Raw genomic sequence first — 11,735 nt, 5'->3', positions numbered from 1 at the left:
ATTATGAAGGGTAGAGAATCTTTTAGAAGTCTAACTAAGAGATAATACATTAGGTGAAGGAAGTAGTTTATGTCCGAGGAAAATATTACACGTTTATATGTGAATAATAAAGAGATTATATTAATCGGAACGGCACATGTTTCAAGACAAAGTGCAGAGCAGGTAAAGGAAGTTATCGATAGAGAGCAACCGGATTCTGTTTGCATTGAATTGGATGAGCAAAGATACCAATCTATAAAAGATAATAATAAGTGGAAACAGACGGATATCTTTAAAGTTATTAAGGATAAGAAAGCTACCCTACTATTAATGAACTTGGCAATTTCTTCTTTCCAAAATCGCATGGCTAAACAGTTTGATATTAAGCCAGGTCAGGAAATGATTCAAGGTATAGCAAGTGCTAAAGAGAATGGAGCAGAGCTTGTATTAGCAGATCGTAATATCCAAACTACTTTTTCACGTATATGGCATAATCTTGGATGGACTGGGAAATCGCAATTACTTACTTCCGTTTTCTTTAGTATTTTCAGTAAGGATACAATATCGGAAGAAGAAATGGAGAATATGAAATCCAAGGATACGTTAAATGCTGTATTAGCTGAGTTTACGGAATCCTTTCCCAAGCTTAAAACACCGTTAATCGATGAACGTGATCAGTATTTGGCGCAGAAAATTAAAGAAGCACCGGGGGTGAAAGTTGTTGCTGTATTAGGAGCTGCCCATGTACCTGGTATTACAAAAGAAATTCACAAAGAGCAGGATTTAGTTAAGCTATCAGCTATACCACCAAAGTCGGTTGTCCCTAAAATAATTGGTTGGACTATTCCGATTCTGATTGTGGCATTAATCGTGTATACGTTCTTTGCAAATCCTTCTGCCGGTTTTGATCAGGCATTGAGTTGGGTCCTTTGGACAGGTTCGATGGCGGCAGTTGGAGCAGCAGTTGCATTAGGACACCCATTAGCAATTCTAGCAGCATTTATAACAGCACCAGTTACAGCGCTTCATCCTATTTTAGCTTCAGGTTGGTTTTCAGGACTTGTCCAAGCGTATATCAAGCGTCCAACGATAGCAGATTTTGAAACGTTATCGGAAGATGTCTTTACGATTAAAGGTTTTTGGAAAAACAAAGTAACTAGAGTTTTACTTGTCGTTGTATTAACCAACTTATTTGGATCGCTGGGAACCATTATAGGTGGGGCAGATGTGATACGGGTATTTTTCAAAAATCTATAGGTAGTAAATCCCCTGTTAAGTAAGCATTGTTGCATAACAGGGGATTTTTTATATAATGGAGTCAATTTCATAATTACTTGTTTCATTTAAAAATACGAATGTTTACTTAATATCGCAATATATTATCGTTTTTTTTAAGCGATCCCGCGGAAAGCGTCCGCCCGAGCGGAAATTAACGTTGTTCGGATTTAACTATATAATATTCTTTATGAAATTGATTCAATGTATATAGATTTCTGTTTCACCAATCAAGTATTCTAGGCACTTTGGAGACCAGAAAACCCACCGGATTGTTCCAAAAATTGTAAGGACGACTTTAAATAGATAAACGCTATAAAATTACCGTAAAAAAGGGCTTGTCATGATTAGTCATGACAAGCCCTTTTCTATAGCTCAATATCCAAAACCTATTGAAACAGGTAGGGATAGTTTCTTACTAAGCTTTCTTTTTAACGTCTGTTTCTTTGTCATCTAATTTAAACTCTTCTGTTACATCATCAACGATATCTTTTGTAGAGTTTTTGAATTCTCTTAATGTTTGTCCAACTGCTTTACCTAATTGAGGTAATTTAGATGGTCCGAATACGATTAAAGCAATTATTAAAATGATGATTAATCCTGGTACTCCAATGTTTGGCATGGAAGTTCCTCCTCTAAGTCTTTGATTATAAATTCAGTGGCCAGTGTGCAGTAATTTATTGTTCTAACATTTTATCCTCAAGTGCTCGTTTCGCAAGTTGTTTTTTATAAGACCAGCTCGAAACAAGGATACTAATTTCAAATAGCAATAATAATGGGACGACAATGATAAAGTCAGAGATAAAGTCTGGTGGAGTAATAGAAACTCCCACTACTACTAATACAAAGTAAGATATTTTTCTCATTTTTCTTAATCTGTCTGGAGTTATTATACCCAATTTGGTTAGGAATAGTATAATTACAGGTAATTCAAATACAATTCCTACGGGAATAACTAGGTTAAACATAAAAGTAAAATACTGTTTCATCCCATACGTTTCCAAAGCGCCAATTGAATCATTGATATTCGACATGAAATTTAACATAAGTGGAAAAAGAATGTAGTAACTAAAACTAATCCCTAGCAAAAATAGAAGAAATGACACCGGAATAAAATAGCCCGTCCCTTTTACCTCGTTTTCATTTAAGCCTGGTCTTACGAATAACCATATCTGATGTAATGCAATTGGTAGAGTTATTAATATGGCTAGTATCAGCGCGCATTTTACATAGATCATTAAACCATCCGTATACCCGAAGACATTCCACTCTACATGAGCAGCTGTAGGTTGCTGTTTTAAAAACGTGAGTGTTTTTGGTGCTAACCAAAATCCTAAGGCAAGTGAGAGGATAAATGTCGATGCAACAATAATAAGTCTTTTTCTAAGTTCTGTTAAATGTTCTACAAGCGTCAGTTGTTGTTCTTGATTCATTTTTGATACCACCCCATTTTCTCAAATAAAGTGAAGCTTGTTTATATATTATGCAGTCCTACCTGCAATCCATTATACCCAGTAAATGTACTTTTACATCATCTACACATTATACTCTTTACGAATCAATTGTAAATAAAAGACCACTTATTGTCACTAAATGAACAAGTATTTACTGGTGTTTTTATCGTAGGGAAAATATGAAAATTTTGTGTCTCGAAGTACTTGTTTTCTGTCAAAGCAAGTATATAATTCTAGCATATCCTCTATTAAAAATTGATTGGGCTGACAAAAATTGAGACCATATAATGAAAAAATTAGTATTTATCATGGAATGGCATCTACCATAGCGCTTAACTTTTCCAATAACTTTTTCCCTATTTTTGCTATAACCATTTTAGGGGCTACTAATTATCAAGTAGGCTTAATAAGCTCTTTACCTCCATTAGTGGCACTGTTAATGACCATACCAGCAGCAATCTTACTTAATCGAGCAAGTACCCAAAAGAAACTAGTGGCAATGTCTGTTTTACTAGCGCGATTAATGTTCTTGCTAATTGTACTTGTTGTTTATTTACCTTCTAATTCGCTTCAGTCATGGGCTTTCCTAGGGATTATTGCTTTTATAAGTGTTCCGAACACGATAGCCAATGTAGGGTGGCAAACATTGATAAGTGGAATGATTGATGAATCGAGAAGAGGACAATTTTTTAGTGACCGTAATCGTCTATTAACGTTGGTTGGACTAATCTCAACATTACTAATTGGGGTTCTAATGAGAGATGCCACCGAGAGTATTATTGCGTATCAAGTTCTGTTTGTATTAGCACTTGGTTTCGGATTACTAGAAGTATTTTTCATATTAAGACAAGACGAAGATGTTGTTGAAACAACAGGTGAGCAAATAAAAAAGAAATCGATGGACTGGAGTATTTTTAAATATTCCAGCTATGTTTGGTTTTTAGTAGCTGCTCTGTTATTTAACTTTGGTTGGCAAATGGCTTGGGGCCTGTTTAATATTTATAATGTTCGAATAGCAGGAGCAACAATCTTTTGGATCAGTATGTTCTCCGTTGGAAGTATGCTTATGCAGTTTCTAACTTTTCCATTATGGAAGAAATGGGCGGATAAGTATTCAAATATGCAAGTCTTCATATGGTCAGCAATTGGAATGGCAACAACTCCATTTTTAACAGTTCTATCTACCAATCTATACTATTTAACTCTAATTCAAACAACTTCCGGGTTTTTCTTATCTGGTACTGTCCTACTATTATTTAACTTGTTGTTGGAGCAATCACCTGAAAGGTATCGTACGTACTGTATTACAACGTATAATGTGCTTCTAGCCTTCGTAGCGTTTATTGCGCCACAGATTGGGATCTGGTCCTTAGATCTTATTGGCATGAATTCTTCTATGTATATTAGCTCTGGATTGAGATTACTAGGAGCGGGTGCATTTTTGTATGTGTTTTTACTGAATCGTCGATCACAATCAAAAAAAGAAAAGCATGCTTAGCAAATGCTTTTCTTTTTTGTGTTGTAGTTTCATTGCATATGTAAATAGAAAAAAGTATGAGTAGCCATACTCATATCTTCTTTTCTATTTTATTTAATAAGGTGCCTATTTGTTTTGCTGAGGTTCCGTCTCCGTAAGGATTAAGAGTATTGGCCATTTTTGAGTATTCACTTGGATATTTAAGTAGTTTCCTGGTAGCTGATAAAATTTTTTCTTTGTCTGTCCCTACCAATTGTAACGTTCCGGTTTCCACTCCTTCGATACGTTCTGTGCTTTCCCTGACAACTAGCACTGGAACATTAAGTGCTGGCGCTTCTTCCTGTATACCTCCAGAATCTGTAATTATGAGATAGGAATGCTTCATTAGGTGAGAGAAGCATTCGTAGTCCAATGGGTCAATTAAATGTATACGAGAGCTAATATTGTCTGTATATAAATGTTTCTGTACTTGTTTTCTTACATTTGGATTAGGATGGACCGGAAAGATAATTTCTATGTCATCGAAATCCTCTAATAACTGTTTGAGAGCTAGGTAGATACCTTCTAGTTTTATAAAATTTTCGCGTCGATGTGTAGTCACTAAAACAATGCGTCGATTATTATTTATTATTTTTTGTATGTTTGGTGGGAAGGTATATGGTCTACCAGTAACATCAAGGAGTGCATCTATTACTGGATTCCCTACTACGAAAATTCTGTTCTCTGGAATACCTTCTTGTAAGAGGTTATTTTTGCTTTTTTCCGTTGGGGCAAAGTGATAGCTACTAAGACTAGTGACAAGTTTTCGATACATTTCCTCTGGAAAAGGAGAGTACATTTTAAATGTGCGCAAGCCAGCCTCAATATGACCGACTGGAATGCGGTGTAAGAAAGCTGTATAGGCACCTGTGAAAGTCGTTACAGTGTCACCAAGCACTAACACTAAATCGGGATTTTCCTTCTCATATACTTCTCCAATTTTTTTTATCATTTCCGATGTTATTTCTTCTAATGTTTGATTTGGTTTCATGAGGTTTAATTGGTAGTGGGGGGTAATTGAAAATAGTGATAATACTTGGTCGAGTATTTCTCGATGCTGTCCTGTATTTACCAAAACGCAATCCATTTCTTTCGTATTAGTTAGTTCCTGTATAATTGGTGCAAATTTTATACCCTCTGGACGAGTCCCAAATATAATTAATACCTTCATTGTTTAGTCATCTCTTTTCCAGTGGGAACTAAATTGATTTTCGTTATAGTACCATCAATTACTTCAAAATTTGCTTTATACAGATTCCCCCAACGTAGTAATGTTTCTTGAGCAAGTATACGGAATTGGTTATTTAATATTTCCTTTTCTTTTATAGTTATATTGGTGTTATGTCGACGCTGATGATATAAGTCTTTGTCAATCCAGTGTAGCTTGTAGTGCTCAGCAAGACGTAAGAACATTGCAAAATCATCTGCTAAAAGAGGTTCTCCTTGAATTGTAGACATCCAACCATTTAATTCTTTAAGTGCGGAGTAACGATACATTCTTGGGCAATGCGTTTGAAACTTTTCCAATACTTCATATTTGTCTGCATAGTTAAGTCCCTTGTGAATAGATCCCTCACGTAAAACACCGTTTTCTTCGAACCAAATCTTTCTGTTTGCAAAGACCAAACCTACATTTTCGGCAAGTGAATCCATTTCATTCACCATGGTCTCCAGTGTAGCGGGATCAATCCAATCATCTCCGTCTAATTCTAATACGTACTCTCCAAGAACATATTCCAATCCGATATTGAGAGCATCAGCTTTATGTCTTTTACTTATATGAATGGGAATGATTCGAGTATCGTGCATTGAATAGATTTTACTTAAAGTCGAATCGGTTGAACCTACATCTATTACGACAATGTGAAAATTAGAAAATGATTGGCTTAATACACTTTGTATACATTCTTTTATATACTTTTCGTGGTTACAGGCCGTAATAATAACAGTGACTTTAGGGTTATCACCATTTTTTCTTCTATGATCTACACTTGCGGACATACTTTGGAGAAATAAATCTTCAGAGGCCGTTATCGTCGTTAAAGAATGTTTACCATTTAGACGATAATCCATGAGGGGTTCTGGCAAGAATAAAAATTCACCGAGAGGCATTAATCTAATCCAAAATTCGTAGTCAGAAACTAGTCCATATTTAGGGTCATAGCCATCTGCTTGTTCATATGCTTCTCTAGTAAAGAGAAAGGAAGCACCAATAAAACAAGTTAACATAATTTCTTCTTTTGGCCGTTTCATCATCTCATTGAGTGCTTGATACCAAGTGTTATTTAAATCTCGAGAGAGTCCTTTTTCATCAATAGGATGGTAAAGCGAATATACTAAAACTGTTTCGGGAGTAGCGTTCTTCATCGTTTCTACTAATTTTTCAAGGTAGTTTGGCCATTGTTTATTATCACTAGATATCCAAGTCAAAAGGGGGCAATCAAGCAATTTTTCAAAGCCTTCATTTAAGGAGTAAGCTATGCCCTTATTGAAAACGCGATGAATAATGGAAAACTTACATGTTAAAAGCTTAGATGCTTCATATACTGCTTTTACAGTTTGAGCATTTGCCCCATCAATGACAATTACTAATTCAAAGTTTCGGTACGTTTGGTTCTCAATAGCCTGTACACATTCAAATAAATACTCCCTTTCTTGGTTATACACCGGGAGCACAACTCCTACTTTGTTGCTCGACTTTTGAGCATTACTTATAACTCCTTTTTTTCGTACTCGTAAAGGACGACCTCTCCTAGGCAGCCACTTGTACCATTTGCTATTTTCTAAGTTCATGTTTACCTTCCTTTGCTATTTTTCAGCAACATAATTGTATATAAGAAATGTTGGCTGTCTTGTATACTATGAAAGGGCCGAGAATAGACAGCGGCTATTATCCTTATAAGTATATAAAGATTATTTTGTATAAGTAACGCAATCGAAGTACATGATTGGAGTGGAGGTGTTATTTATCAAGGCTTTAGCTGCTTTTTTAGTCGTTGTTATTTCAGTATTGTTATACTTTAATCTACAAATAGAGAAACCTACTCAATTTAATAAAGAGTTCCACGGGAAACAATTTTCGACATTTTATATGAATTATGGGGAAGAAAAAATAGAGATTGCGATGATTGGAGATGTATTACTACATTTACCGCTTTATAATTATATGAGTTTTATTCCTTCTTTTTCTCCTGTGCTAGATGAATTGAAATCCATTGATTTGTTAATAGCAAATCAAGAATCCTTACCGGCAGGTGGAGCATTTGGAGTGTCTGGTTATCCTAACTTTTCTAGTCCTCCACATATTATTGGAGACTTAAAAGATGCTGGTGTAGACGTTTTATCGATAGCTAATAATCATACACTCGATCAAGGAGAAGAAGGTCTTCTAGAAGCAATTCAACAGATGGAGAAGGTAGAAATGCCGTATATTGGTGCTTATAAATCGATAGAGGATCAACAGGCCGATCGAATATTCCAAGTGGATAATATATCACTTGGACTTCTGGGATATACGTATGGAACAAATGGGCATGAAACTCCAGAAGGAAAGGGCTATTTAGTAAATCAGATAGATGAGAATCGAATTGTAGGGGATATTGAAGAGTTAAAAGCAAAAGTAGACTTTGTTATTGTTAGCATCCATTGGGGGGCAGAATATAACCTTGAGGCTAATGATACGCAGAAAAAGCTGGCACAGTCGATTGCAGATGCAGGTGCAGATATTATATTTGGTCATCACCCTCATGTTATTCAACCTTATGAACTGATTATTTCAGAAAGTGGTCATCGGACACATGTGTTTTATTCGTTAGGAAATTTTTTCTCGGGTCAAAAAGATGAGTATACTAATATTGGTGGGATTGCTAAAATAGAAGTTTTAAAGAAAAATGTGAATGGTGAACAAGTAATGACTATAGAGAATCCTAGCTTCATATCGACAGCTGTTATGAAGGGTGAGACCTATACGGTTAACTTTTTAAAAGATGTTGAGGGTGAGATAGGGAAAACAGATGCGTGGGTTCAACAGCATGTATTTGGAGTAAAGTAAGCTGGAGGTAACATGTGAAAGAACAAGAACATGACAGATTATTACGTATTAAGACAGAGGGTGTAAAAGAGTGGCAGCATCAATCGTCTCATTACAATAGATATGAAGCAACACCGTATTCAGCTTTAGAGGTTCTTTTTGACGAATATGAGGAGTGGAAATCTACCGATCGTTTTGTGGATTTTGGATGTGGCAAGGGAAGATTCCCTTTTTACGTTTACCACCATTTACATGCCTCAGCGGTTGGGGTAGAAATGAGTGGGCAACTCTATCAGGAGGCTATGGAGAACTTAGCTAGATATATGGAGCGTGCCAAGAAATCGAGAGCTTCCATTCAGTTTGAACATATATTTGCAGAAGGATATGATATAGAGAAAGAGGATAATCGGTTTTATTTTTTTAATCCATTTTCTCTACAGATTTTTCAAAAGGTTATAGATAATATTCTAAGGTCGGTGGAAGATTTTCCACGTTCAGTGGATGTCATTCTCTATTATCCAACCACAGAATATAGTCATTTTCTTGAAATCCAAACAGTATTTGAATTATGCAAGGAGATTCGACTCCCTGGTTTATACGAAGAAAATAATAACGAACGGTTTTTAATCTACCGATTGGATTAAGTAAAGCACTCTGACAGCAAAAGGAGTGCTTTAGTAGTTTTGCAGAAGTTAAAAAGGCTTCTGTATTATCAATTATTTAGAAGCTCTTTATATTTCTGGAACCAGATTTTCCAATCATCTTCACGCTTAATCGAATTTCCATCTAGCAATGCTTTTATAACATCTAAACAAACATGCCAACCAGCTAAATCTTTCGGAGTATGTTCAGTTATAGTAGAAATTGTTTCTACAAATACTAATTTGCAACCATTGAATAAAGAGGATAATTCGAATCTTGCGATATCCTGGCCCCATTCAAACACTAAAGTCTTTAGTGGTTCATAATCCAGAATCTTCATATCCTCGTATGAACCGTCCTGCAGATCGAACTGAATTAACCCATCTTGGCGTAAATCGACAATCTCTAATTCATCAAACCATTGTTTCAATTTCTCATTATCCGTTAGCATTTCCCAAACAGTTTCCACTGAGTGATCGAACTGTCTTTCGAATCGTGCGAGATAGATTCCCTTTTCGTTATGAATTGTAGCGATCATGAACTATTCCTCCTTAAATTTATAGGCAGTGCATAGCTGCTTCGGCCTCATCCCAGTAGACGGGATATCCTTTTCCTTTAGCACAAAAAATAGAAGTAGATGTATATTCAGGGTCTGCTTCTTTAATGTAACCAAGTGCTTCAATGATTTCTTGTGTATTGTGACAACGATCATAACCACCAAACACTAAGCTAAGAGATCCTTTGCCGTGGGTGAATGAAGCAAAAATGGTGCTATATTTCATAAATGTAGCCACAGGTACTCTTCCTTTTACGAGAACTTTATCTCCAATATTTTCTGGAGGTTCAAAGGTTCCTGCTGCTTGTTGAATATCGGATAATACTCTGCCTATTAAGTCCATATGTACTTTAATCGTAAAGTCATAAAATGGCTCAAGTAAGATGTTTTCAGCTTTTTCTAATCCTTGTCGAAGTGCACGGTACGTGGCTTCTCTAAAGTCACCACCATGCGTATGCTCGTTATGTCCGCGACCAGTTAGCAAAGTAATTTTCACATCTGTTAAGGAGGATCCTGTTAGTAAACCATGATGTTCTCTTTCGAAAAGGTGATGGCTAACTAGATTTTGATGGCCTATGGATAAATCATTCGCATGACAAACATTTGCAAAGGTAATTCCACTGTTTCTGGCAGCAGGCTCGATTAATAAGTGCACTTCAGCATAATGTTTTAAAGGTTCGAAATGACCATATCCTCGAACGGAGTTATCAATAGTCTCTTTATATAAAATTTTAGGCTCACCAAAAGATACGTGAAAACCAAATCGTTCCAAAACTATTTGTTCGAGTACTTCTAGCTGGATAACTCCCATTACATGGACATGTATTTCTTGAAAATACTCATCCCAAAATACACGTAGAGAGGGATCTTCTGCATCTAATAGTTTAAAGCTACGCAATACTTCCTTTACATGGATAGAATTACCAAAGAGAACTTTAGATTTTAACGTGGGAATCATATCGAACGCAGTTTTCTGTGTAAGAGAGCCGAGTCCATCCCCAATGGAAGCGTTCGTTAAGCCTGTCACAGCAACTAGTTCACCTGCTATAGCCTGATCTATGGTTTTAAACTTATTGCCACTATATAACCGAATTTGTGTTATTTTTTCGGTTTGTTCGTTGTAGGTTACACTATCACGGACTTTTAACGTTCCATTAACTAATTTCAAAAAGGTAACACGGTTTCCACTTTCATCATGTCGAATTTTATACACTTGCGCTGCAAATGCATCGTCTGCTTTATAGGAGGTTGTAGTTAATAAATCTAGTTTCTCTAAAAACTCTATTATTCCAAAATCCTTTAATGCGGAGCCACTGGCACATGCGAAGACTTTATTTTCCTTTATCATTTGCTGAAGCGTTTTTGTCCATAAGTCCTTATCAAATCCGCTGTCCATATACGTTTCTAATAAGGTCTCATCTCTCTCAGCAATAAATTCAATTAGTTCTTCGTCGAAAGTATTTGTTATATCGCATACGTCGTCCGATAAGGTGTCACGTATTTCAGCAAGAATGCTTGCTGGGTCAGTCCCTTCATAGTCAGTTTTATTGATAAAGAAAAAAGTTGGTACTTTGTGTTTACGCAGTAATTGCCAGACAGTTTCTGTATGACCCTCAATGCCGTCTACTGCACTAATAAGAATAATGGCATAGTCCATTACTTGAATAGCACGCTCCATTTCTGGAGAAAAATCTACATGCCCGGGAGTATCGATAATATTGTATGTAGAATTATTGTGAGTAAAGATTCCTTGGTCAGCAAAGATAGTAATTCCTCTATTTTTTTCTATTGTATGGCTATCAAGAAACGAGTCTTGGTGGTCAACTCTTCCTCGTTGTCTTATTGTATTTGTATGGTAAAGCAGCTGCTCCGAAAAAGTAGTCTTTCCAGCATCTACATGTGCAAGAATTCCAATGGTTTTATGCATGTTCTCACCTCTGAACTTAATTATAACAAATTACGGTGAAACAACCTGTTCAGTGCTATACTAGGAAGACTAAACAACGAAGGAAGAAGGAATACAATATGCAATATTCGAAATCTAAAATGGAAGAGTTAGTAAAATATAGCCCAGAATTAAGCAAGCGGTTAAAAGAAGTTATGAAGGAGCATGATTTAGAGAAAAGCTTTGCTTTAAAGGCTCTATATCATTCAGAAGTAAAAGACGGCGGTAAATATCAAAGAGATTATCAAGATTTATAAGACATCAAAAAAGTGAACTGATGCAATTCGGTTCACTTTTTCTGTTTGTTGTAATATTCAAATAAATAACTGTGATCTATA

The 11,735-nt window shown here is 35.9% G+C and carries 11 protein-coding genes; 5 read left to right on the top strand and 6 right to left on the bottom strand.

Annotated elements, in window-relative coordinates; translation table 11 throughout:
- Positions 1-69 precede the first annotated feature (69 nt).
- Positions 70-1,236 (top strand): TraB/GumN family protein, encoded by a 1,167-nt coding sequence (locus MKY29_RS21510; RefSeq protein WP_340880708.1) that lies wholly within the window; start codon positions 70-72, stop codon positions 1,234-1,236.
- Between the two features lie 436 nt (positions 1,237-1,672).
- Here the strand turns inward: MKY29_RS21510 and tatA are convergent, their stop codons facing one another.
- Complete coding sequence (gene tatA / locus MKY29_RS21505) at positions 1,673-1,876, bottom strand: twin-arginine translocase TatA/TatE family subunit (protein WP_090567559.1); 204 nt, start codon at positions 1,874-1,876, stop codon at positions 1,673-1,675.
- Between the two features lie 55 nt (positions 1,877-1,931).
- Positions 1,932-2,687 (bottom strand): twin-arginine translocase subunit TatC, encoded by a 756-nt coding sequence (tatC, locus tag MKY29_RS21500; RefSeq protein ID WP_090567562.1) that lies wholly within the window; start codon positions 2,685-2,687, stop codon positions 1,932-1,934.
- Between the two features lie 295 nt (positions 2,688-2,982).
- Between tatC and MKY29_RS21495 the strand changes: the two genes are divergently transcribed.
- On the top strand, positions 2,983-4,206 hold the full coding sequence (locus tag MKY29_RS21495; protein ID WP_093495496.1) for an MFS transporter: 1,224 nt from the start codon (positions 2,983-2,985) through the stop codon (positions 4,204-4,206).
- A 70-nt stretch (positions 4,207-4,276) separates the two neighbouring features.
- Here the strand turns inward: MKY29_RS21495 and wecB are convergent, their stop codons facing one another.
- Together wecB and MKY29_RS21485 are read right to left on the bottom strand one after the other, a co-directional pair.
- Positions 4,277-5,395 carry a non-hydrolyzing UDP-N-acetylglucosamine 2-epimerase gene (gene wecB / locus MKY29_RS21490; RefSeq protein ID WP_093495495.1) on the bottom strand — a complete coding sequence of 373 codons (1,119 nt, stop codon included), beginning with the start codon at positions 5,393-5,395 and terminating at the stop codon, positions 4,277-4,279.
- The gene (locus MKY29_RS21485) at positions 5,392-7,017 is read right to left on the bottom strand and encodes a glycosyltransferase family 2 protein (protein ID WP_241598604.1); all 1,626 of its coding nucleotides are present in this window, start codon (positions 7,015-7,017) and stop codon (positions 5,392-5,394) included. Before MKY29_RS21485 ends, wecB begins: the two co-directional genes overlap by 4 nt.
- A 151-nt stretch (positions 7,018-7,168) precedes the next feature.
- Here MKY29_RS21485 and MKY29_RS21480 point away from each other — a divergent pair, with 151 nt between their 5' ends.
- Both MKY29_RS21480 and MKY29_RS21475 read left to right on the top strand, forming a co-directional pair.
- Positions 7,169-8,275, top strand: a complete 1,107-nt coding sequence (locus MKY29_RS21480) for a CapA family protein (protein WP_241598602.1) — start codon at positions 7,169-7,171, stop codon at positions 8,273-8,275.
- A gap of 14 nt (positions 8,276-8,289) precedes the next feature.
- Positions 8,290-8,898: a class I SAM-dependent methyltransferase gene (locus MKY29_RS21475; RefSeq protein ID WP_093495492.1), complete on the top strand. Its 609-nt coding sequence runs from the start codon at positions 8,290-8,292 to the stop codon at positions 8,896-8,898.
- A 68-nt stretch (positions 8,899-8,966) separates the two neighbouring features.
- On the opposite strand, the gene MKY29_RS21470 is transcribed toward MKY29_RS21475, so the two are convergent.
- Together MKY29_RS21470 and MKY29_RS21465 are read right to left on the bottom strand one after the other, a co-directional pair.
- Positions 8,967-9,434: an SRPBCC family protein gene (locus MKY29_RS21470; protein WP_340880707.1), complete on the bottom strand. Its 468-nt coding sequence runs from the start codon at positions 9,432-9,434 to the stop codon at positions 8,967-8,969.
- Between the two features lie 19 nt (positions 9,435-9,453).
- A complete protein-coding gene (locus MKY29_RS21465; protein ID WP_340880706.1) occupies positions 9,454-11,379 on the bottom strand; it encodes a translation factor GTPase family protein in 1,926 nt (641 codons plus the stop codon).
- Between the two features lie 98 nt (positions 11,380-11,477).
- Here MKY29_RS21465 and MKY29_RS21460 point away from each other — a divergent pair, with 98 nt between their 5' ends.
- The gene (locus MKY29_RS21460) at positions 11,478-11,654 is read left to right on the top strand and encodes a hypothetical protein (protein WP_090567581.1); all 177 of its coding nucleotides are present in this window, start codon (positions 11,478-11,480) and stop codon (positions 11,652-11,654) included.
- Positions 11,655-11,735: the final 81 nt, after the last annotated feature.

Origin of the sequence: Psychrobacillus sp. FSL K6-2365 (assembly GCF_038003165.1) — a bacterium.
In the GTDB taxonomy this organism is placed as follows: Bacteria; Bacillota; Bacilli; order Bacillales_A; family Planococcaceae; genus Psychrobacillus; species Psychrobacillus psychrodurans.
This window is presented reverse-complemented; position numbering and strand designations above follow the sequence as displayed.

Excerpts from the sequence above, each read along its gene's own strand:
- MKY29_RS21510 (WP_340880708.1), top strand. The coding sequence starts at position 70 with ATGTCCGAGGAAAATATTACACGTTTATATGTGAATAATAAAGAGATT.
- tatA (WP_090567559.1), bottom strand. The coding sequence starts at position 1,876 with ATGCCAAACATTGGAGTACCAGGATTAATCATCATTTTAATAATTGCT.
- tatC (WP_090567562.1), bottom strand. The coding sequence starts at position 2,687 with ATGAATCAAGAACAACAACTGACGCTTGTAGAACATTTAACAGAACTT.
- wecB (WP_093495495.1), bottom strand. The coding sequence starts at position 5,395 with ATGAAGGTATTAATTATATTTGGGACTCGTCCAGAGGGTATAAAATTT.
- MKY29_RS21485 (WP_241598604.1), bottom strand. The coding sequence starts at position 7,017 with ATGAACTTAGAAAATAGCAAATGGTACAAGTGGCTGCCTAGGAGAGGT.
- MKY29_RS21480 (WP_241598602.1), top strand. The coding sequence starts at position 7,169 with ATGATTGGAGTGGAGGTGTTATTTATCAAGGCTTTAGCTGCTTTTTTA.
- MKY29_RS21470 (WP_340880707.1), bottom strand. The coding sequence starts at position 9,434 with ATGATCGCTACAATTCATAACGAAAAGGGAATCTATCTCGCACGATTC.
- MKY29_RS21465 (WP_340880706.1), bottom strand. The coding sequence starts at position 11,379 with ATGCATAAAACCATTGGAATTCTTGCACATGTAGATGCTGGAAAGACT.
- MKY29_RS21460 (WP_090567581.1), top strand. The coding sequence starts at position 11,478 with ATGCAATATTCGAAATCTAAAATGGAAGAGTTAGTAAAATATAGCCCA.